This is a genomic window from Prevotella sp. E13-17, from assembly GCF_022024035.1.
Lineage (GTDB): Bacteria > Bacteroidota > Bacteroidia > Bacteroidales > Bacteroidaceae > Prevotella.
Window position 1 is genome coordinate 1,072,351 of record NZ_CP091787.1, and the last position, 22,926, is coordinate 1,095,276.

The 22,926-nt window shown below is 48.0% G+C and carries 17 protein-coding genes; 6 read left to right on the forward strand and 11 right to left on the reverse strand.

Annotated features, from left to right (window positions below; translation table 11 throughout):
• Positions 1–7: 7 nt before the first annotated feature.
• The 3 genes from L6472_RS03880 (at position 8) to L6472_RS03890 (ending at position 2,725) form a co-directional block, all read left to right on the forward strand.
• On the forward strand, positions 8–1,243 hold the full coding sequence (locus tag L6472_RS03880) for an NAD(P)/FAD-dependent oxidoreductase (protein ID WP_237807293.1): 1,236 nt from the start codon (positions 8–10) through the stop codon (positions 1,241–1,243).
• 230 nt (positions 1,244–1,473) lie between these two features.
• Complete coding sequence (locus L6472_RS03885) at positions 1,474–2,202, forward strand: DUF3822 family protein (protein ID WP_237807295.1); 729 nt, start codon at positions 1,474–1,476, stop codon at positions 2,200–2,202.
• A complete protein-coding gene (locus L6472_RS03890; RefSeq protein ID WP_237807297.1) occupies positions 2,183–2,725 on the forward strand; it encodes an RsmD family RNA methyltransferase in 543 nt (180 codons plus the stop codon). The genes L6472_RS03885 and L6472_RS03890 overlap by 20 nt, the downstream gene beginning before the upstream one ends.
• On the opposite strand, the gene cls is transcribed toward L6472_RS03890, so the two are convergent.
• From cls to L6472_RS03905, 3 genes are all read right to left on the reverse strand, one after another.
• Positions 2,706–4,127, reverse strand: a complete 1,422-nt coding sequence (cls, locus tag L6472_RS03895) for a cardiolipin synthase (protein ID WP_237807299.1) — start codon at positions 4,125–4,127, stop codon at positions 2,706–2,708. The two genes, L6472_RS03890 and cls, sit on opposite strands and share 20 nt — an antisense overlap.
• A gap of 22 nt (positions 4,128–4,149) precedes the next feature.
• Positions 4,150–6,093 (reverse strand): DNA primase, encoded by a 1,944-nt coding sequence (dnaG, locus tag L6472_RS03900; RefSeq protein WP_237807301.1) that lies wholly within the window; start codon positions 6,091–6,093, stop codon positions 4,150–4,152.
• Positions 6,094–6,270: 177 nt separating this feature from the next.
• Positions 6,271–7,965: a GDSL-type esterase/lipase family protein gene (locus L6472_RS03905; RefSeq protein WP_237807303.1), complete on the reverse strand. Its 1,695-nt coding sequence runs from the start codon at positions 7,963–7,965 to the stop codon at positions 6,271–6,273.
• A 128-nt stretch (positions 7,966–8,093) separates the two neighbouring features.
• Between L6472_RS03905 and L6472_RS03910 the strand changes: the two genes are divergently transcribed.
• The gene (locus tag L6472_RS03910) at positions 8,094–9,368 is read left to right on the forward strand and encodes an amidohydrolase family protein (RefSeq protein ID WP_237807304.1); all 1,275 of its coding nucleotides are present in this window, start codon (positions 8,094–8,096) and stop codon (positions 9,366–9,368) included.
• 168 nt (positions 9,369–9,536) lie between these two features.
• Here L6472_RS03910 and L6472_RS03915 read toward each other — a convergent pair whose 3' ends face one another.
• The 5 genes from L6472_RS03915 to L6472_RS03935 form a co-directional block, all read right to left on the reverse strand.
• Positions 9,537–11,264 carry an acyl-CoA dehydrogenase family protein gene (locus L6472_RS03915; protein WP_237807305.1) on the reverse strand — a complete coding sequence of 576 codons (1,728 nt, stop codon included), beginning with the start codon at positions 11,262–11,264 and terminating at the stop codon, positions 9,537–9,539.
• 90 nt (positions 11,265–11,354) lie between these two features.
• Positions 11,355–11,732 (reverse strand): endonuclease domain-containing protein, encoded by a 378-nt coding sequence (locus L6472_RS03920; RefSeq protein WP_237807306.1) that lies wholly within the window; start codon positions 11,730–11,732, stop codon positions 11,355–11,357.
• Positions 11,733–11,788: 56 nt separating this feature from the next.
• Positions 11,789–12,811: an electron transfer flavoprotein subunit alpha/FixB family protein gene (locus L6472_RS03925; protein ID WP_237807307.1), complete on the reverse strand. Its 1,023-nt coding sequence runs from the start codon at positions 12,809–12,811 to the stop codon at positions 11,789–11,791.
• A 193-nt stretch (positions 12,812–13,004) separates the two neighbouring features.
• Positions 13,005–13,877 carry an electron transfer flavoprotein subunit beta/FixA family protein gene (locus tag L6472_RS03930; RefSeq protein ID WP_237807308.1) on the reverse strand — a complete coding sequence of 291 codons (873 nt, stop codon included), beginning with the start codon at positions 13,875–13,877 and terminating at the stop codon, positions 13,005–13,007.
• Between the two features lie 199 nt (positions 13,878–14,076).
• Positions 14,077–14,976 (reverse strand): diaminopimelate dehydrogenase, encoded by a 900-nt coding sequence (locus L6472_RS03935; protein WP_237807310.1) that lies wholly within the window; start codon positions 14,974–14,976, stop codon positions 14,077–14,079.
• A gap of 264 nt (positions 14,977–15,240) precedes the next feature.
• Between L6472_RS03935 and L6472_RS03940 the strand changes: the two genes are divergently transcribed.
• Positions 15,241–16,599: a hypothetical protein gene (locus tag L6472_RS03940; protein ID WP_237807312.1), complete on the forward strand. Its 1,359-nt coding sequence runs from the start codon at positions 15,241–15,243 to the stop codon at positions 16,597–16,599.
• A gap of 90 nt (positions 16,600–16,689) precedes the next feature.
• On the forward strand, positions 16,690–17,292 hold the full coding sequence (gene ruvA, locus L6472_RS03945) for a Holliday junction branch migration protein RuvA (protein ID WP_237807313.1): 603 nt from the start codon (positions 16,690–16,692) through the stop codon (positions 17,290–17,292).
• 129 nt (positions 17,293–17,421) lie between these two features.
• On the opposite strand, the gene L6472_RS03950 is transcribed toward ruvA, so the two are convergent.
• From L6472_RS03950 to L6472_RS03960, 3 genes are all read right to left on the reverse strand, one after another.
• Positions 17,422–20,742, reverse strand: a complete 3,321-nt coding sequence (locus L6472_RS03950; protein WP_237807314.1) for a type I restriction endonuclease subunit R — start codon at positions 20,740–20,742, stop codon at positions 17,422–17,424.
• Between the two features lie 14 nt (positions 20,743–20,756).
• Positions 20,757–22,034: an ATP-binding protein gene (locus L6472_RS03955; RefSeq protein ID WP_237807315.1), complete on the reverse strand. Its 1,278-nt coding sequence runs from the start codon at positions 22,032–22,034 to the stop codon at positions 20,757–20,759.
• Positions 22,035–22,232: 198 nt separating this feature from the next.
• The gene (locus tag L6472_RS03960) at positions 22,233–22,847 is read right to left on the reverse strand and encodes a hypothetical protein (protein ID WP_237807316.1); all 615 of its coding nucleotides are present in this window, start codon (positions 22,845–22,847) and stop codon (positions 22,233–22,235) included.
• Between the last annotated feature and the right edge of the window lie 79 nt (positions 22,848–22,926).

Below are 22,926 nucleotides of genomic sequence, written 5' to 3' on the forward strand. Positions count from 1 at the left end.
ATGTTCCATGAGTAAAACGGATTTGATTGTCATCGGTGCGGGGCCTGGTGGCTACCGCGCTGCTGAATATGCCGCAAAACAAGGACTGAAGGTGGTGGTCTTTGAAGGTGAAGAGGTGGGAGGAACCTGCCTTAATGTGGGGTGCATTCCAACGAAAGTTTATGTTCATAGTGCTTCTTTTGATGAGGCTCGCGAGCGTAAGTCACAGGTTGTGATGCAGTTGCGGAGTGGGGTAGAGAGCATCCTTGCACATCCCAACATTACATTGGTTCGCGGAAAGGCCGCCTTCGTAGATGCACAAACAGTCAACAACTATACAGCAGATCATATTATCATAGCTACTGGTTCGGAAACGAAGTGGCTTCCTGTTAAAGGACTTGACGATCCACGTGTGGTCGATTCTACAGGACTTCTGAATCTTGAGACCTGTCCTAAGCGACTTGCTATTATTGGTGCTGGCGTGATTGGCATGGAATTCGCCTCGGTTTTCAATCGTTTTGGCACAGAGGTCACAGTGATAGAGTATCTGAAAGAATGTCTGCCGGCACTTGATAGTGACATAGCCAAGCGCTTGCGCAAAACCTTAGAGAAGCAGGGCGTGACGTTCAAGATGAAGACTGCGGTAGAGCAGATTGCCGATATCGATGCTGATGTCATCCTGATGGCTACGGGACGTAAGCCCCGTACTGCCGGTCTGAACCTCGAATCCATAGGTGTTCGCCTTGCCGCCAATGGCTCTATTCCTGTTGATAGTGATTTTCGCATAACCAACCTTTCCTCTTTGGCTGCATGCTATGCTATTGGCGATGTGAATGGAAAACAGATGCTGGCCCATGCTGCAGAGATGCAGGCCGTTCACGTGGTAAACCAGATAGTGGGTATAAGCGATGGCATTCGTTTCGACATTATGCCCGCAGCCATCTTCACAACACCCGAGGCTGCTTGTGTCGGTCCCACAGAAGACCAGCTCAAAGAGCGGGGTATAGGCTACGAGTGTCGAAAGGCCTTCCACCGAGCCAATGGCAAAGCGCTTACGATGAACGAGCCTGAAGGAATGCTGAAACTGTTTTGTGAGCCTGATGGCGGTCGGATATTGGGCTGTCATGCCTTTGGTGCACATAGTTCAGACCTTATCCAGGAGGTGAGTGTGCTGATGTGTCGCGATACGACGGTGAAGCAGTTGCGTGACATGGTTCACGTGCATCCATCGCTCAGCGAAATACTTCTCTCTGCTGCAGAATGACTTTTCAACAAGAAGGATTCTGGCCATTATTTAATTAATTTTGGCCAGAATCCTTTTAATTTTGGCCATTATTTTGTACCTTTGCACTAAAATAGAAAGCAGAATGTTTAAATCAGATAAGCTTATCAACCTTGTTTTGCTACTCATGGTAGCCGTTTTGTTAGGCTTGTGTGTGATGAGTATCGTAAACGAACAGCAGTCTGTGGATAAAAGACAACATCTGACGGAACATGGTAGAGAATAAAAACAGCAAGCATGTCATTACCATGCGCATTGGACGCAATACACTTTCGTTTTCAAAACATCTTGAAGACGATAGCGTTGTCAATGAACCCTTCATTGTGAAGAGCGGTGTGTCGATGGCAGCCAATCTGCGTGAGGCCTTTAAATCGTCAGAATTGTTGGCCGAGAGTCAGGATAAGGTGCGTGTGCTGATAGACACCGATGTGCTGATGGTGCCCATTGAGTTGTTTGAAGAAGCTACTAAGGATGACATGTTCTATCAGGCATTTCCTTCCAGAACTCAGGAACTCGTTTACTTCAATGTGCTTCCCGACCTAAATGCCGTGGCAGTGTTCTCGATGAACCGTGACCTTCGCTTGGTCATTGACGATCATTTCAGCGACGTAACGTTGTTGGTCGCCATGTTGCCCGTGTGGCGACAGCTTCACCAGCGCAGCTATACAGGACCTCGTCACAAGTTGTATGGCTATTTCCATGAGAAGAGATTGGATGTTTTTAGCTTTCAGCAGAATCGGTTTAAATTCTGCAATGTGTTTGATGCTTCTCATCAGAACGGCTCGCTCTATTTCCTGTTGTATGTGTGGAAACAGCTCCAGTTGGCTTCCGAAACCGACGAGTTGCACTTGTGTGGCAATGTGCCCGAGGCCGACAAGTTGGTTGTTGAACTGAAGAAGTACGTAAAGAATGTTTATTTAGATGAGGATAATAACAGGTAAGTACAAGGGTCGCCACTTTGAGATACCACGCACATTTAAGGCTCGTCCGACGACCGATTTTGCCAAGGAGAATATCTTTAATGTGTTGGTCCAGTATGTGGACTTTGATGATGCTGTGGCTTTGGATCTCTTTTCGGGAACTGGCAGCATCACATTAGAGCTCATCTCGCGCGGTTGCAGTCAAGTGGTCAGTGTTGAGATGGATCGTGACCATCATCGATTCATCACCGATTGCCTGAAGAAATTGGGAACTGACGCATGCATTCCTCTGCGTGGCGATGTGTTCCGTTTCCTGAAATCATGTCATCAGCAGTTTGATTTTATCTTTGCCGATCCTCCCTATGCCCTCAAGGAACTGGCTTCAATCCCCGACTTGGTCTTTGAGAAAGGCATCTTGAAGTCGGAGGGTGTTTTTGTCTTGGAGCACGGTAAAGACTACGATTTCTCGAGTCATCCTCATTTTGTTGAGCACCGAAGTTATGGAAGTGTGAATTTCTCGCTGTTCAGAGCAACGGTGAAATAAGTCTGCCGATAGATTCTCCTAAGCGTGCCAGGAAACTGGGGCGCATGCGCTTGGGAAGTGTTCGCAGTTCGGTGGTCAGTCTCTCGTCTTCCAGAAACACTTGTTTCATGCGATGAGCCACCTCCTTATTATATACAAACATATTAGCCTCGAAGTTATTTTCCAGACTGCGGAAATCTACGTTTGTTGAACCGCAGGTGGCTATGCGGTCGTCGCACACCATAAACTTCGAGTGCAGAAACCCCTTTTCATAGAGTAAAACCTTGACACCAGCGTCAACCATATCCTTCAAGAAGGAGCGGCTTCCCCATTCAACCAGTCGCCCGTCGCTGTGTCTTGGTGTCATCAGCCTCACGTCAACACCAGCTGCTGCTGCCGTTTTCAGTGCAAAGAGAATGGCATCCGGGGGCAGGAAGTAGGGTGTTTCTATATAGAGATATTTGCGTGCAGACGAGATGATGTGCATGTAGCCCTGCATGATCTCGGGGTAAGCTGCCAGTGGTTCGCTGGTCACCGTCTGTACGATGCAGTCCACAGACAAGCCCTTGTTGACCTCAGGGTAGTAGCGTCGGTCAGTCAGCACAGTTCTGTCCACGAAATACCAGTCGATGAGGAATGTGCGTTGCAGCGAATAGACACCGTTGCCCTCGATGCGCAGCATGGTGTCTCGCCAAGGTCGGTGCTTGCGTCCTTTCACATAGCGCAAGGCAATGTTCATGCCCCCGATGTATCCAACCCTACCATCGACAACGAATATTTTGCGGTGGTTGCGGTAGTTCACTTTGTTGGCAAACGAGGGAATCTTCACAGGCATGAATGCTTCGGCCTCGATACCTTCCATTCGGAGTCGCTCGAAGAAGCTGGTCTTCACGCTCCAGCATCCCACATCGTCATATAATATTCTCACCTTCACCCCTTGTCTGGCCTTGTCTATCAAGGCATCGGTGAGCAGACGGCCTAATGCATCGTCTTCGAATATATAGACATCAATGTGAATGTGGTCTTTGGCTGCGGCAATGTCGTGCAGCAAGGACAGAAAGAAGGCATAGCCATCGGTCAGAATGTCTATTTTGTTGTGATTAAAAGGCAGCGAGAAACTTTGGTTTACGAACAGGTTGATGAGTGGTGTCTCAGACTCAGGCAACTGCAGGTGTTCTTGCTCAACAAACTCTATCATGCTGCGTTTGGTGAGTTGGTCCATGGTGTGGCGGCTGGCCATTCGCTCCTTACGGGTGTTGACGCCGAAGATGAAGTAGGCCAGCAATCCAGCCAGCGGGATGAAGTATATCACCAATGCCCATGCCATTGTTTTGGATGGCTGGCGATTGTCCATCAACACATGGAGAATGGTGATAATGATGATGGTCTGGTATAGGAGGATGATAATACTGTAGATGGACATAGGCTGCTTGTGTTTCTGACGGTTATTTCATGATCAGGTCGCTGCCCAGGTTCTTGGCCAGTGCGTCGCGCAACTCTTTTATCTTCACATGCTCCTTGAGTAGTTCCATGGTTCGCTCCATATTGCCGTTCACCTGATTCAGTTGTTGATTGATTTCCTTCAACTTGTTCTCTATGATGTTCATGCGATAGTCCATGATGAGGTGCAGCACGCGTTGCCGCAGGTTCTGTTCGTCATCCTCGATAGAGAAACGGCCGCCCAGCTGATGTCGGTCGATGGCAAGCTGGGTGGCCAGCTTACTGATTTGCATGTCGGGATGACTGCAGAAGTAAATCTCCGATTTGAAGTTGGGATTCTCGCATTGTGCCACAGCTTCCTCCAAGATTTTGTTGTGGAGAGGTGACACAAAGGTGATGCCATCCTGACCAAGGTCGTACTGAATATACTGTGCGACAGTGAGCGATATGGTCTGTCCGTCTTCCGTCGCCACATCTTTATAAATAATGTCATTGCCGTGACGCACAATCTCTCTTACCAGCATCAGTTCCACCTGGGTGGATTGTTCTGCGGCAGTATGCAGGGTGAGAGGCTGCAGTTCCTCGTTGGAACTTTGCTCTGCTTTTTGTTCTTCCCGCACCTGCTCCTTTTTTTTCTCCTCCACATTCTTGCTGATGCATTTGTTCATCTCGGCAATGAGCGTCTCCTCCTTGATGTTTAGGCGGTGAGACAGGTTGGTGGTGTACTCATTGCGCAGAATGTTGTCGGGAATCACCGAGATGCTTTTCAGTATGCCACCAATAGCTTCAGAGCGTTTGATGGGGTCCGACACGTTCTCGATGGTCAGGCGGCTCTTGAAGGTGATAAAGTCTGTCTGGTTCTCGTTGATGTATTTCTTCAGTTCTTCGGTGGAGTGTTTGCGGGCAAACGAGTCGGGGTCGTCGCCATCGGGCAATAGCAGCACGCGTATGTTCATGCCTTGTGCCAGCAGCATGTCGGTACCACGCATGGCAGCGTGGATGCCAGCCTCGTCACCATCGTAGAGCAATGTAATGTTGTTGGTGAAGCGGTGCAGCATGTGAATCTGGTGGGTAGAGAGTGCAGTGCCGCTGTTGGCCACCACGTTCTCAATGCCAGCTTGGTGCATGGCGATGACATCGGTATAGCCTTCCACCATGAAAACCATGTCTTCCTTCACAATGGCGCGCTTGGCTTGGTAGAGACCATAGAGCTCTCGCTCCTTGTGATAGATGTCGGAATCGGGCGAGTTGACATATTTCTGCGCCACACCCTTGGTGCGTGAGTCCAGCACACGGCCACCAAAGGCCACCACTTTGCCGCTGATGTTGAACCAGGGAAAGATGGCACGTCCGCTATAGCGATCGTAGGCACCACGCTCGTTCTCAATACATAAGCCGGTTTTTACGAGAAACTCCTGCTTGTAGCCTTTCTCTTTGGCTGCCAGAAAGAGGGCGTCGCGCTTTTGTGGCGAGTAGCCTAGTTGGAATTTCTCAATGATATCATCGCGGATGCCACGGCTGCGGAAGTACTGTTTGCCTATGGCCAGTCCGTCGGGGTCGTTCAAAAGAATGTTGTGGAAGTAGTCTTTGGCCCATTCGTTGACGATGAACATCGATTCACGGTCATTCTGTTCCTGTCGCTCTTCGTCGGTCAGTTCTTTTTCAACGATTTCGATGTTGTACTTCTTGGCCAGCCAGCGCAGGGCTTCGGGGTAGGTGATTTGTTCGTGCTCCATCAAGAAGTTGGCGGGTGTGCCACCCTTGCCACACACGAAACAGTGACAGATATTTTTCGATGGCGACACCATGAACGATGGGTTGCGGTCGTCGTGGAACGGGCAAAGGCCTTTATAGTTCACACCGCTCTTCTTCAGCGTTACGAACTCTCCAACCACATCAACGATTCTTGCTGCGTCAACAATCTTCTCAACAGTCGCTCTGTCAATCATGCTGCAAAGATAATAATAAGTGGGGAAAAAACCAAAAGTATTCTTTGTTTTTTCCCCACTCGGTATCAAGCGTTTGGCGTGTCACCGTCAGCCCTTCACTTCCCCGTAGCGAAACCCATGGTTTGGCGTTACGAAACGAGTTGTTTCTCCTTCAGGAACTGACAGTTTGCCGTCACCTTACTTTTTCTTTAGATATTTGGCCAACTCCGAAGCGTTGGCGCGAAGTCCCTTGGCCATCGACTGGGCGTTCATCTGTGCACCTAGTTTCGAGGCATGTGTGTGATCCTTCTTGAAGTATTTGGCGCCAGCCTTCTCTTTGATCTGAGCCATCTTGGCCTGAGCTTTAGCTTTGTCGGCAGGCAACTTCTTCACGGCGAACTTCTTGTCGAGGAAGTCGGCCGAGATGTTATGCATATCTACAAACTCTACGCCTGTCTCTGCTACCACCTCGCGATACCACCTGCCATAGGAGTCATCGCGGCGCTCCACCTTTCCGCCTGGCCACTCATTGCGTGGCGTCAGCGATACGAGGATGGGGGTGGCGCCCTTTTCGCGTACGTCGTCGATCATCTTTTTCAGATACCAGCCAAACGAATAAACCACCTCATAGGTATCGTTGTCCAGATGATAGACGTGCAGTGTATCTTTGGTGCCGGGTATCACACCGCGTGCTTTGGCATCGGTGATGGGGCAGATGTCGTTGTGACCAAACTGGATGGTCACAAAGTCACCGGGCTGCAGCGAGTTGTAAACCTTGTCCCACAGTCCTTCGCGTATGAACGAACGGGTGGATCGACCGGCACGTGCAGCGTTGACAAGGGTGATCTTTGACTCGTCAAACACGGTGCTTGCCTGCGCTGCCCATCCCCACATGCCGTCTTCTTCCTTGTCGGCATTCTTCACGGTCGAGTCGCCTGTGAAGAAGACTGCGGGCTTGCCGCTGCTGCGATCCACACGATAGACCTCGGGTTCTACGTTCTTCATCATGGCTTGCAGTGGCTTTAATTGTGGGTTCTGGCTCTCCCAAAGTCCCTCGGCTGCCGAGCGTGCGTTCATCTCGGCACCAAATTTAGACGTGTGTATCTTGTCGCCCAAGAAGTGATACTGTTCTTTCCAGTGACTATAGCTGTCCAGTTTTTGGCCGCTTCGCTCGTTCAAGTCAACGTATGGCACACCTTCAACCGCAGCCATGTAGGCAGCCCACATGGAGTGTGGCTTACGAACGATTTTGCCTTTGTCATCGTAAGCGTCGCGCGGTGTCAGCGACATCAGGATAGGGTTGGCACCTTTAGCTCTGATTTCCGAGATGTAGCGATGCAGATAGGCACCGTAGGAATAAACCGTATCCGTTTTTTGTGTGCGCTGATTGAAACCGACATAGAGCGTGTCGGGGTCAACACCGGGTATCACAGCGCGTGCGCGCTTTTGGTCAAAGAACTCGCCATTGTCGTTGTGACCAATCGATACGATGACCCAGTCGCCTGGTTTCAGCGCATCGCGGACGGCGGGCCACAGGTCTGTATAGAACGTACGTGTTGACATGCCGCCCAAAGCCTGGTTCTCTACCGTGATCTTTGATTCGTCAAAGTATTTGTTGGCAAAATAGCCCCAGCCCCATTGTCCGTTAGAACCATTGCCTTTTGTGCCGTTGCGCATCGTAGAATTGCCGATGAGATACAGCACGGGGTGATTGCCTTTGCGGCTGCTTCCGGGCGCTGGGCGCGACATGAGAGCCTTGGCAATAGAGTCGGGGGTGTTGTCCACCACCTTGTTAACGTCTTCGATAGGGTCGGGCAGATTGTCGAAACCTTGAGCCGAAGCCGTGAGACCCAGCATCAAGACCGTCATTGTAGAAAGTAGTTTCCTTGTCATTGTAGTTTGTAATAAGATTGGTTGTGTAGGTTGCAAAGTTACTACTTTTTTTCGACTATCCATGTTCTTATTCCTTTTTTTTCGTATCTTTGCAATCGAGAACCAATGAATCATCTCATCATTCTGCTATGAAAAAAGTATATAAGGCACATATTCTCTTTACGAAGGAAAAAGATCACTTCGAGGTCTTTGAAAACGGATATATTGCTGTCGAAGACGGCATTGTGAAAGGTGTGGCTTCCAACCTGTCGGAATTGGATGCTGCTGATGCTGAAATCGTGGACTTTGGTAATCGCTTGCTGATACCAGCCATGAACGACATGCATGTCCATGCACCGCAAGTTCACAATCAAGGCGTTGCAATGGACTTGGAACTGTTGCCGTGGTTGCAGAACTATACCTTCCCCGAAGAGGCAAAATATGCTGATGTGGCGTATGCCGAACGTATGTATCGACGCTTCCTCCACACCCAGTGGCTTTTCGGTACCATGCGCAGTGTGGTCTTTGGAACCGTTCATACCGATAGTACTCGCTGCCTGATGCGACTCTATCAAGAGGCTGGCATGGGCGCTATGGTCGGTAAGGTGGCAATGAACCGCAACTGTCCCGACAATCTCTCTGAGGATGTCGATGCCTATATCAAAGGCACTGAGCAGCTCATCAGGGAATTCTCTCACCTCTCATCCCTTGTCCGCCCCATCATCACACCACGCTTTGTGCCCTCATGTACGCCCGAGTTGCTTCGCGCTTGTGGCAAACTGGCCGAGAAGTATCAGCTGCCTGTGCAGTCGCATCTGTCCGAGAATACTTCTGAGATAGAGTGGGTGCAGGAACTGGAACCCGATAGTGAGAGCTATGGTGATGCCTACAACCGCTATGGTCTCTTCGGACAGACGCCTACCATCATGGCACATTGTGTGTGGACGCATGGCAAAGAGTTGGAACTGATGAAGCGGAATAAGGTGATGGTGGCCCACTGTCCAACGTCCAATTTCAACCTTTCTTCAGGACTGGCCCCTATTCGTTCGTTGCTCGACGAGGGACTTCGCATTGGCTTGGGTAGCGATATTAGTGGCGGACACGATCTCAACATGTTCCGCATGTTGGTCTATGCCATCCAGGTCAGCAAGATGCACTACCAACAGGATCACAGCAAGGCTTTCCTCACACTGCCCGAAGTGTTCTGGATAGCCACCAAGTCGGCAGGCTCATTCTTTGGCAAAGTGGGTAGTTTTGAACCAGGCTATGAGTTCGATGCCCTGGTCATCGACGATGGTGTGTTGTATCCAGACGAATATTCGCTACAGCATCGCCTCGAGCGTTTCATCTATGTTGGCGACGATCGTCAAATCCTACATCGCTTCTGTCGCGGTCAAGAGATTACTGAGCCAAAGGTGTTTTAGCATGGAGTGAAGGGCGAAAGATGAAAGACGCTCGACTTTCACTTTTTCTTTATGAATAGACAAGAATAGGCAACAACCTGTAATATGAAAGAGGAGCATGCTCAAATTGGGCATGCTCCTCTTGGTGTATTGATGGTTTATCCGCGTGATTCGGATAAGCTGCTGTCGTTACTCGGCCTCTTTCTCTACAGCACGGAAATTGTCGAGGTCTTCTACCTGGAAGTTCTTGATGTATGCAGCCTTACCGCAAACATCTTCCTCGGTCATGCGAACATATACGTTGGCACTCTTCTCGAAAAGCTCTGGTGCCTTGGTGGCATCGCGGAGGATGAGCAGACTCATCACGATCTCGGCAGTCATGTCGTACAGACGGCGAGCCAAGAAGTCGTGAGCATCCTGATTGTCGAGAGCTTTCACAGTGTTCAGAGCCTCCTCGTAAACAGGAACGAGCTTTTCTACGCGAGCCTTCAGGTTCTTCAGACTGTCGCTCACCTCAAGACCTGCCAGCATCTCCTTGATGTTGTTCAGCATGGTGCCGTTAGTGATGTAACGGATAGCAGCTACAACCTGCAACTGAGTGGTACCCTCGTAGATAGAGAAGATGCGTGCATCGCGGAACAAGCGCTGGCTCTTGTATTCCATGATGAAACCAGAACCACCGTGGATGCTGATGGCATCATATGCGTTCTGGTTGGCATACTCAGAGTTCATACCCTTGGCCAGTGGCGTGAAAGCGTCAGCCAAACGCTGATATTTCTTCAACTCCTGCTTCTCCTCGGGCGTAAGTTTGCGGTCGCGCTCGATATCCTCAAGACACTTGTAGATATCTACATAAGCGGCTGTCTCATAGAGCAATGCACGACCGGCATCGAGCTTGGCCTTCATGCGAGAGAGCATGTCATAGACAGCGGGGAAGTTGATAATCTTGTCACCAAACTGCTGACGCTCCTTGGCGTAAGCCAGTCCCTCGTTGTAAGCCTCCTGCTCTACACCTACGCTCTGTGCGGCGATACCCAGACGGGCACCGTTCATCAGAGCCATCACATACTTGATCAGACCGAGACGAGTGCTACCGCAAAGCTCTGCCTTAGCGTTCTTATAAGTCAGCTCACAGGTAGGTGAACCGTGGATACCCAGCTTGTGCTCGATGTGACGAACGTCAACACCGCCTTGGCGCTTGTCGTAGATGAACATTGACAGACCACGTCCGTCCTTGGTGCCTTCCTCAGAACGAGCCAGCACGAGGTGGATGTCGCTATCACCATTGGTGATGAAACGCTTCACACCGTTCAGTCGCCAGCAGTTCTCCTTCTCGTCGAAGGTCGCCTTCAGCATCACGCGCTGCAGGTCAGAACCAGCATCAGGCTCAGTCAGGTCCATACTCATACCCTCACCAGCGCAAACGCGGGGGATATACTTCTGGCGCTGCTCCTCGCTGCCGAACTCATACAGAGTGTCGATACAGCTCTGCAAGCTCCAGATGTTCTGGAAACCAGCATCAGCAGCCGAAATCATCTCAGAGAGCATAGAGAACACAGCATTAGGCAGGTTCAGACCGCCGTAACGGCGAGGCATGCTTACACCCCACAGACCGGCCTTGCGGGTGGCGTCGAGGTTCTCATAAGTCTTAGAGGCATAGATCATACGACCGTTCTCGAGGTGCGGACCTTCCAGGTCAACGCTCTCAGAGTTAGGCTCAATGATGTTTGCAGCCACGTCGCCGGTGATGTCGAGAATCTGCTTGTAGTTCTCGATGGCATCGCCCAGGTCAACGGGGGCATAGTCATATTCTTTCGCATCAGCGAAACCCTTTTCTTTCAGCTCAACGATACGAGCCATCAGGGGGTGGTTCAAGTAGAACCCGATCTCAGGATGATCGCTATAATAGTTTGCCATAATTAAAGCCTCACCCCCGACCCCTCTCCCAAGGAGAGGGGAGTAAAATGTTTTTTCCCTTGAAAGGGTGAAGGGTCGGGAGTTTCATTTTTATTCGTTAAACAATAATTCTTTAATTCTTATAATGACCGTTTTCAGGTCGTTGCCTATTTCTTCGTTTTTGAAACGGATAACAGTAAATCCTTTACTCTCCAAGAATTCTGTGCGGTTCAGGTCGTCCTGCAGCTGTCTCGGCTCGTTGTGGTAACCACCATCAACTTCAATCACTAACATCTTCTTGATGCATATGAAATCTGCAATGTAATCACCTATAGGGTGTTGCCTTCTGAAGTGATAGCCACAGTTAAGTTTCCTTAGTGCTTCCCACAATACTCGCTCGCTTTCAGTCATTTCCCCGCGATTCTTCTTTGCGAAATCTTTCAGCAGTTCATACCTATCAGGAGCCGCAGTTTCATAGTGATAGCCCATCGCACAGATACTATTTACTCCCCTCTCTCTGGGAGAGGGGCTGGGGGTGAGGCTTCTTACTTACTGTTCTGCTTATAATACTTAATAAGTTTGGGTACAACCTCTTCGACGGTGCCGTTGATGACGTAGTCGGCGATGCGGTTGATAGGTGCATCGGGGTCGCTGTTCACAGAGATGATGATACCAGAATCCTGCATACCAGCGATGTGCTGAATCTGTCCAGAGATACCGCAGGCGATATACACTTTGGGGTGAACGGTCACACCCGTTTGACCAATCTGACGGTCGTGGTCCAACCAGCCGGCATCAACAGCAGCACGGCTACCACCTACTTCACCATGAAGCACCTTGGCCAGCTCGAACAGCATGTCGAAGTTCTCCTTAGAGCCTACGCCATAACCACCGGCAACAACGATAGGAGCACCCTTCAGGTTGTGCTTGGCAGCCTCCACGTGGTGGTCAAGCACTTTCACTACGAAAGCCTCGGGGCTCACATACTTGCTTACCTCTGGGTAAACAACCTCCCCCTTAGCCTTACCCTCGTAGAGAGCTTTCTGCATGACGCCTGAGCGCACCGTAGCCATCTGAGGACGGTGGTCGGGGTTCACGATGGTAGCCACGATGTTACCACCGAAAGCAGGACGAATCTGATAAAGCAGATTCTCATATACCTTATTATTCTTCTTATCCTCAAAAGGACCAATCTCCAGTTCGGTGCAGTCGGCAGTCAGACCAGAGGTCAGTGAAGACGATACACGTGGACCGAGGTCGCGACCGATAACGGTAGCACCCATCAGACAGATCTGTGGTTGCTCCTCCTTGAAGAGGTTCACGAGGATATCGGTGTGGGGTGCAGAGGTGTAAGGGAACAGGTCCTTAGCGTCGAAAACAAACAGCTTGTCAACACCGTAAGGCAGAATCTGATCCTCAACCTTACCCTTGATGCCTGTACCGGCAACAATGGCATGGAGCTCTACGTTCAGTTCATTGGCGAGTTTGCGACCCTTGGTCAGCAGCTCCTGAGATACTTCCTGTACCTGAGTACCTTCTATTTCGCAATATACAAATACGTTGTTCATAACTTTTGAATGAAGAATGAAGAATGGAGAATGAAGAATTTCTTGCGTCCCGCTGGTAGCAAGCGTCACCCTACGGGATGCCGAGCGGCTACCGCTCTTCTGACGTTCTGTCCTTTTGTTGAACCTGCATTACCTGTTTGCCCGTTTTGTTGGGCGGCAGCAAATTCTTCATTCTTCATTCTTAATTCTTAATTTATCCAATGATTTTCTCGTCCAACAATTCTTTGATCATTCCCTCGATGTCAGCATCAGAAGCCGTCAAAGTCTTCGACTCCTTAGCCTGGAACACAATGTTCTTGATGGCCTTCACCTTGGTGGGCGAACCACTCAGACCACACTGGTTCACGTCGCCATCCACATCAGCTACGCTCCACTGGTTGAGGTTCAATTCGGGGCGCTGCTCATACAGATAGTCGTATGGTGTACCCTCGGCAGGGCGCTCCATAGGACAGGTAGCGCGCTTGTATTTCATCACCAGTTTAGCGTTCTGTGGGCGACAGGGAGCTGCACTACCATTCACGGTAATCACTACAGGCAGTGGAGCCTCTACGGTCTCTACACCACCGTCGATGACACGCTTGATAGTAGCCTTGCCATCCTTGACAGAGAGAACCTCCTCGGCGTATGTCACCTGATTGAGACCCAGTTTCTGAGCCACCTGAGGGCCTACCTGAGCGGTATCACCGTCGATAGCTTGGCGACCACCAATGACAATGTCAACATCGCCAATCTTCTTAATAGCGGTAGCCAGTGCATATGATGTAGCAAGGGTGTCAGCTCCAGCAAACAGACGGTCGGTCAACAGCCAACCGGTGTCAGCGCCGCGATAAAGTCCCTGACGGATAATCTCGCCAGCGCGTGGAGGACCCATGGTGAGGATTCCTACTGTTGAGCCAGGATTCTGCTCTTTCAGACGAAGAGCTTGCTCCAGGGCATTTAAATCTTCTGGATTGAAGATGGCGGGCAAGGCTGCACGGTTTACGGTGCCTTCTGCGGTCATTGCATCCTTACCCACATTTCGGGTGTCTGGCACTTGTTTGGCCAGTACAACAATCTTTAAAGCCATAATATATTAATGTATATAAAACTATTTGTTCAAAATTTTGCGGGTGCAAAGATACGTTTTTTCTATCATTTAACAAAGTAAAAAGTATAAAAATTGCACAAACGGGCCTTAAACGTGCACATTTCCCTATTTTTGTGCAATAAAAAAGAGATGTATTGCTACACCTCTTTCCTGTATAAAATAATATAAGTGATGTTCGTTAAACCAGATGTGCAATCAGGTCTTCGCGGTCTCCGGGCAGCATATCGATGACTGGAATCTCAATCATCGTGTAGCAACCGGGTTCCTGTTTCATGGATGCACGAGCCACGTTGACCAGAACCTGACCGGTCAGTGCGGGGTTGTTGATGCTCATGTTGAACTCCAGACGCTGGTTCTGCGTCTTTCCGCTCACACCTTTGCGCACTAAGTTCACACCGTGACCCATGTCGCGGACGTCATCTACACTCTCTACCTGGAAAACGTGGGTCTCGTCACTGGCAAAGTAGGGGTCTGCCTTGATGGCGGCTGTCACCTCGTCCAGATTGGCACCATCTTCTAACTCCACATATACCATGCGGCGATGAATGCCCTCACCCAATGGAATGGTCATTGAAAGAGCGTTCTTGACGCCAGCCTTTGAGCGCACGCACACGCTGTGACCCATAGACATGCCTGGGCCAAAGTTCGTATAGCTCAGTCCCTTGGGAGCCAAGCTCTGCATCAGTGTGCGGACGATAGAGTCAGAACCTGGGTCCCATCCGGCAGCGATGACGCTCACGGTGCCCGTCTTCTTGTTCAGCTCCATCAGGTTGCGACGATAGTCGCGAATCATGGTGTGTATGTCAAATGAGTCCACTGTGTTGATGCCCAGTGGCAATATCTGTTTGGCATATTCTTCGCACGAACGGGTAGGAGTGGCCAGAATGGCTACATCTACGTCTTTCAGTTCTTTGATGTCTTTGACGACTTCATACTTTGCCAGTTCGGCTGGCTTGTCTTGTGCACCGTTTCTGCGCACGATACCTGCTACTTCAAAATCGGGGGCGGCTTCGAGTGCCTCCAAGGCGTAGCGACCAATGTTGCCGTAACCAACTACGGCTGCTCTGATTTTTTTCATTGTTTTTTTGTGTTGTGAGTTTAAAACTGGATGCAAAAGTACTACTTTTTTCTTGAAAAGCGTGAGTTGATAATAAAAAAAATATTAAAAAGTGGCTGTTAGCCCTTGTCGGAAAGTGCTTTTTCGTGTTTTGTTGGCTAAAGAAATTAATACATTATTATAAAAATTATTTTAAAATATTTTTCTGTTTAAAGTAAAAGTTGTAACTTTGCATCCGAATATTCGTAAACCAAACCTATTGATTATTAATTGATTTGATTATATATGAAAAAGTTAGTTGTTTCATGTGCAGCAATCCTCTCATTAGTGGCTTGCTCCAACGAGAAAGACCTATTTGATTCCTCAGCCATTGAACAAAAGCAAAAGGCCGAGTATTCCATGCAATTTGAGAAGCAGTATGGAAAAATCAGTTCAAACAAGACTTGGGACTTTACCGATTTCTCTGCATCAATGACTCGTGCCGCTTCTGCTGAGACTCGTGCCGTGTTGGTTGACGGCTTAAACTTTGACTTGAACTATTCTGTTACAAATGGCAGGTTGTTTAGTTCTATGGCTGCCCGCTCTCAGAACAAAGCACTCTATGATGCTATTAAGACATCTCTTCCCGATGGTCGTCAGCACACTGGTGTTCCTGTTGTGTTGACAGCTCCCAGCAATTCGTTTACGATCTATCCTGTGAGTGTTCAGGGTGCTTGGACCCACGATCTCTATGTGAAGGTAGGTAACGGCACTCCTATCAAGGTCTATTCAAAGACATGGACCGACTATTCTCATGGCTTCGTCAACGGAGAGGGTCTGAAGGGTGTTTATACGTTAGTTGGATTCTACCTCACTCAATACACAGATATGCCTGGCTTGCACGTTGAAGCTCCAGCTGGTACCCCCATTGAGATTTATTTGGCCAATGTGAAGGACGGCAGAACTTCTAAACCTTCTGTAGGTACTTTCAATGGTCAGGCCATCTATGTAGAAACAGAGGCAAAGCCCCAGGGCATTGAGATGCATGAGAATGCCATTGTTAAGTATGTTGGTATCGAGGATAATAATGGCTATGGTACAGATAATGACTACAACGATGTGGTTCTGGCCATCGTGGGCAATCCCGAGGTACCTGAGGAAATCAAGGTGACCGACGATCAGTACGATGTCACTTCCAGCGTCACCAAGCGTTATATGATTGAAGACCTGGGTAGCATTGGCGACTTCGACTTCAACGACATCGTTGTCGATGTGACCGAAACTACCACATCTACCTATAAGAGAACGATGACCAACGGTGTGGTGACTGCCAACGAACTGATTGGTACAGAGAAGAAGCAGAAGGCCGTTCTTCGTCACCTGGGTGGCGTGCTGCCTTTCCAACTGACGATTGGATCCACCGAACTGCCCGAGCGACAGGGCATTCTGGATAAGGACTTGGAAGAAGAATACGATATTGAAGGCTGGGATCCCTATGCTAACAATATTTCTGTGAAGGTTAAGCAGAAGGACAACGAGTCTGTTTTTGTCATCCCATTCCCCAAGGCAGGCGAGGCTCCAATGATTATTGCAACATCGGAGACATGGCAGTGGATGCCCGAGAAGCAGAGCGTGCCCAAGGATTGGTTCTACACAGATTTCTAATTTGCGAGTTTAAGCACTTTTGCGTGCCAAACACAATAAACGGGCGGAAACGCCCGTTTTATTTTTGTTATAGTGTAAATAATCTGTTTTATGATTGAGTATATAAAAGGAGAGTTGACCGACCTCACACCGGCTCTAGCCACCATTGAGGCAGCAGGCGTGGGCTACGGCATGAATATATCGCTAAACACATTTAGTGCCATCCAGGGAAAGAAAGAGGTAAAGCTCTATGTCTATGAAGCCATTCGCGAAGATGCCTATGTGCTTTACGGCTTTGCCACCAAGAAAGAGCGCGAGATGTTCCAGCTCCTCATCACCGTCAGTGGCGTTGGTGCCAACACCGCACGCATGATGCTCTCAGGCATGAGCGTTAGCGAGTTGTGCTCAGCCATCTCTACGGGCAATGCCAAGCTCATCCAGAGTATCAAGGGCATAGGCAAGATGACAGCCCAGCGCATCATCGTAGATTTGCGTGATAAGATTGTAGCTCTGGGTATCACCAGCGAGATTCCTGCTGGCGGACAGATTGCCGCTCCCGTCAACAATGAAGTTCGCGACGAGGCCGTCTCTGCGCTCACCATGCTTGGCTTCGCACCTGCTCCCACCCAGAAGGTGGTGGTTCAGATTCTGCAGGAACAGCCCTCACTACCCGTAGAGCAGGTCGTGAAGTTGGCATTAAAGCAGATTAAGTAATAACGTAAAGACGAATTTCGTCAGTCCATGCTCAACACCATCACCAACACCCTTCTCCGCTTCATGCCCAAGGGAATGATGGAAGAACACATCGTTAAATACGGCATTAAGTTGTAAGACTGAAGCAAATCATCCTGTCATTGAGAAACGGAATACTTCAGTTTCTTGCAGTTCAGGCCGTGCTGTCACCATTCTTACGTAGTCACGAATCAGGTGACGCCAGTCGTTACCACCCATGCTGAAATACTTCTCTTGGAACTCGCGCTGACACTCAACTACTATATTCATAATGGTAGTGCCCTCATACTGTTCCATCATGTTGTGTACCAGGCGACGTACGTCATCGTCCTTCTCCACATCATCAAGCATAGAGCCAGCAGGAATCAGTTTAATCTCTTCTGACCTTTTTCTTTGAGAAGTGCCTATTTCGCTATTGCGATAATTCAGATACATAGCCTTAGCCATTTCACCCATCACACGCTTATAGAACTGTTCATCTTCAAACAACTTTGAGAATGCATCCATCTGCTCCATATAGCACGACTGGGCTATCTTGTCAAACTCCTTGGGGAAGATGCTGGTCTCAAACATCTGGGCGTCATTGTTCTTAGCCTGCTTTTTCAGCGTCTTGCTCGATTTCAGCATCTTATCGTAGATAGTCTCTACTATCACCCTATCGGCCTCGGTAAACTTACCAGCATACATGATATTGATTTTATCAATGATGTTGGCCAGCAGGTCGGTCTTTATTTCAGGTTTCTTGCCCTGAGTTCCCTTTTCTGGGTTCACAGTCTTATCCTTAGCCGTAGGATTCAGTTCGATTGAGCCAGAGAACGTCTCAGTCAGTTTGTTGTTAATCAACGCCAGCTTATTGCTCAGGTCAACCTTCTGATGGGCTTTCTTTGGGATGATTCTGTAGAAGTACTCTGCAAAGATATAGGTTTTGTACAGCTCTCTGTCGAACGTGCGAACCACCTGGGCCATATAGGCATAGAAACGGATAAAGTTCTTAAGCAGCGACCTGATTTTAAATTGCTCTTCCTCAACAAACGCCTCATAAGCGTTCAATGCAGGTTTTAGTGCCGATGCCAACTTACCCATATCATTGTCACCCTGCTTGCGCTTGGCAAACAGTTGATATACCTTTTCCTCATCATCAGTATTCCACAGGTGATATTTCTTCAGCTCAGTATCATACTCGTAAACCACGTTCACATCTACCGCATCGCTCAGCAGCGTTTCTTCATAGAACGGCTGGAACGAAGCCTTGATGCCATCCACAGTATTAATGAAGTCGAGGATATAAGTATCCGTCTTTCCTTTGCAACTACGGTTCAGGCGCGAAAGTGTCTGTACAGCCTTTACGCCACGCAGTTTCTTATCTACAAACATGGTGTGCAGCAACGGCTCGTCGAAACCAGTCTGATACTTATCCGCTACAATCAGCACGTTGTACATATCGCTATTAAAGAACAGCGGCAACTGCTTTTCCGATATCTTCTGATCGTCTGTACTGTTCAGCTTGCTCTCAGTATATTCCTCGCCCAGATACTTTACTGTACCCGAGAAGGCCACCAATGCATTCACATCCGTATAGCCCATCTTCTTGCAATATTCTCTGAGCAGGAACAGATATCTCACAGCATGTGCTCTCGATGGCGACACAATCATGGCCTTGGCCTGTCCATCCATCTTCGAAAGCGTAATCTCGCGCAGTTTCTCTACCATCACCTCCACCTTCTGTTGCAATACGAATCCATGCGTATCGTGATAGTGCTTGATGGCAAGTGTTGCCGGAATCTCTTCAAACTCAGGATTATCCTGTACAGCCTTAGCTATCTCGTAGCTGGTTTCTATGGTGGTATAGTATTTCAACACATCCAGAATAAATCCCTCGTCGATAGCCTGACGCATAGAGTAATGGTGGAAGGCATCGTAGGTACCGTCAGCCTTCATCACACCAAACGTCTGTAGCGTTTTGGGCTTAGGAGTAGCCGTAAAAGCATAGAAGTACAGGTTCTTATGTTTGCCCTGTGCCAACAGAGTTTCTGTCATCAGGTCCATGCTGTCCTTCAGTTCCTCTTCCGTCTTCTCTTCCCATGCAGCCATCTCCTTCAGCGCCTCATCTGTATCAGCCAACGCCTCTTTCAGTTTCTCGGCACTCTTTCCACTCTGACTGCTATGAGCCTCATCTATCACGATAGCAAAGTTCTTTTGAGCATGCCCATCCAACTCTTTATAAATCAACGGGAATCGATGGATAGTGGTAATGATAATGCGCTTTTTATCATTGATAGCATCCTTTAGTTTCGATGAGTTATCGCTATCCGTAATTGTCTCTATCTGCCCCTGTTTGTGGTCGAAGCCAAGAATGGTGTCCTGCAACTGGTTGTTCAGTATTCTACGGTCGGTCACCACAAATACCGATTGGAACATCTCCTTGTCCTCATCATTATGCAGCGACGACAGACGGTAAGTCAGCCATGCAATAGAGTTCGACTTTCCACTACCAGCACTATGCTGCAGCAGATAGCTCTTGCCCTCCTTGCTGGCCTTGGTGTCGGCCACCAGCTTTTCCACCACATCCAACTGATGATAACGAGGGAAGATAATCTTCTCCGACTTACTCGTAACCTTCTTGCCATTCACCAGTTTCACCTTGGTTTCCACCTGCAAACTGATGTAACGCTGAAGCAGCGACAGCAGCATATCCCTACGCAGCACCTTCTCCCACAGATACGAAGTAGGATAACCATCAGGATTCTCAGGATTTCCTCCATCACCAATGTTTCCTGCCCCATTACTGCCTTGGTTAAATGGCAGGAAGAAAGTTTTTTCGCCCTGCAAGCGCGTGGTCATCACCACCTCTTCCAAATCCACACCAAAGTAAGCCAGTATACGATTGTTGAATTGGAACAGTGGTTCCTTGGGGTCGCGATCGTACATATACTGGTGCTTCGAGTTTTCCACCGTCTGACCCGTAAACTGGTTTTTCAGTTCCAGCGCCACCACGGGTATTCCGTTCACTGACAGCACCATATCTACAGAGTTTTTGTTCTCTGTAGAATAGAAGAACTGGCGTGTCTCTGTCAGTATGTTGGCTTGATATTTCTCCACAAGTTCCTCGTTCAATCCAGATGCTGGTTCAAAATAAACAAACTTCAGTCCGATGCCACGATCCTTGATACCATTTCGCAGTACATAGATGAGTCCACTCTGGGCCACGTTATTTTGGAACATCTTATAGAGCTGATGTTCGGCCTGCTCGCCATACACATTCTTATATTTAGCCCATTGCTTGGGTTGAGTAGCCTCTATAAACTTGATGAGTACAGGCATGTCAATGGCGCGTTTCTTGTCGTACGTAGCCATTGTACCCTTTACGTAGCCGCCTTCATTCAGCAGCCAACTCTCAATATCTTGTTCCAGGTTTTTCTCTTTGGTTTCCATAGGTCAGTTATTCTTTATTTTAACAACCATTCCAATGCCGAAATGATATGTATTGTTTTTCCGTCAATCTCCACGTCGCGCGTTTGCGAGAATGCTATTAGGGTGAGATTGTCACATGAGAGAGCGCCAGATGCCTTTATGAGTGCTGATGTTTCACGATCGTAAGCACGCTGGCTGTCAATCTCATAAGCCACCTGTATCAACTCCATTACTTTATTCTTGTCGCATATCACAAAATCAATCTCTTTAGCTCTGTTGTCTGGCTTATAGTAGTATACATCATAAAAATCATAAGCACAACGCCTAAGTAATTCTATATATACTACGTTCTCCAATCTCCATCCCAGATTTTCAGGAGCCAGCACGTTGTTTCTATTTCCCTGCATTCCTGTATCTATGACATATGATTTAGGATTGCGTATTCTCTCCTTGCTCTTAAAAGAGTGACGTGTAAGGAGCTGTATCATAAAAGCCTTGGCAAGATAGTCAACATAATTTTTAACCGTCTTGTCGCTCATGCCCAATTCTTTGGTCAACTCTTCATAATTCACCTCTTGGCATGCATTATTGATGAGATGATGAGCCAGCTTTCGCAAAGCATCCACGTCACGAATTCTGAAACGATTCTTTATGTCTTTCAGCAGAATAGCTTCTATCAGGCTTTGAACGTAAGCTCGCTTGTTGCGAAGACCCTGCATCTCAGGAAAGCCTCCGTCGTGTATATAATCCATAAAAGCACGCTTACGGTCGGCTTCGGCTTTGGTAGTTATGCTCTGAGTATCAATCTGATGATAGTCGCAATACTCTGAGAATGAGAATGGATAAAGATGTATCTCGTTGTAACGGCCTGTAAGATGTGTGGCCAGTTCGCCGCTAAGCAGTTTGGCATTACTACCCGTTACAAATATATGCATATCAGTACGTAGCAGTCGGTTCACAAACAGATACCACCCATCTACGTTCTGTATCTCGTCGAGCACCAGATAAGGCACATCGGTACCATACAGCTGATATACACACGAGAGCACTGTATTCAGGTCTTCGGTCGTCATCTTGGCCAGTCGGTCATCATCCAGGTTCACATAACCATAACGGATGCCACGTTCCAGCAGCACCTTGTGGCAAATTGTTGATTTACCACTTCTACGTACACCGATTACTACCTGAGCCATCTTGGTGTCGAACTCGAAGAGCGACTCCTCTTTGCGGGCCACCCACTTCTGTGGCTTGTAGCCCTTTATCTCCTCCTGTTGCTCAGCCAGTACCTGCAAAATTATCTTCTCGTCGATCATAACTTTATAGTTTTGCGATTTTCTCGCGGTTTTCGTCGGCAAATATATAAATTATATTTTAAAACTCCGCTAAAATGCAAAAAAAATGTGTCTAAACTCCGCTAAAATGCAATCTTTAAACCTCTAAACTCCGCTAAAATGCAAAAACTGTCACTCTTAATTCCGCTAAAATGCAACATTATAACCGGCAATCTCAATTCATTTAATTGAAAATTTTCGGTTCCACTCTTCTACTGATGGACGATGTTCGTCATCATAACACGACAAAATCTTATCACGCATTTCAGGAAATAATAATCCCCTTAATATATAGAGATTCTCTTCTTCAAAATAGTTAAGAACATATTGGTTCATTCTATCAAGCAGTCCCAATGCTTCTCCAATTATTCCATCGCAGTTTTGTTCGTCCAATTGAACAACAAGGTTACTCATACTCAATCCATGGGCATATTGTGATAAATACGAGATTAGGTCATAATCTCCAGAATAATCTATCTGCTCATATAAGTCTCTCCATTGATATTGATTCTTATTTTTGTAGGACTTAAATTCCTTGAATTTCCAATTTCTATTCTTAACAATGCAATTAAAAGCTTCTTCATCCACTTTTCTAAGCGGAGATTTGTCCAATATCTCCTGAGCCTCACGCATCATTCGTTTTCTATGCTCTCTGTTAATCTTTATCAAATCATTGGCGTGATTCTTTTCCTCTTCTGGAAGTCCCAATTTTATGCTGTTTTCTGGTAAAACAACCAAGTTCCTTTCGCATCCATCAAGCACATAAAGACAATGTCTTAGCAAACGTAGATTCATGTTAGGCTCCATATATACCAAATGGAAAACAGACACACAATCACCCAACATTCTCAAGATACAATTTGCTGTAACATAA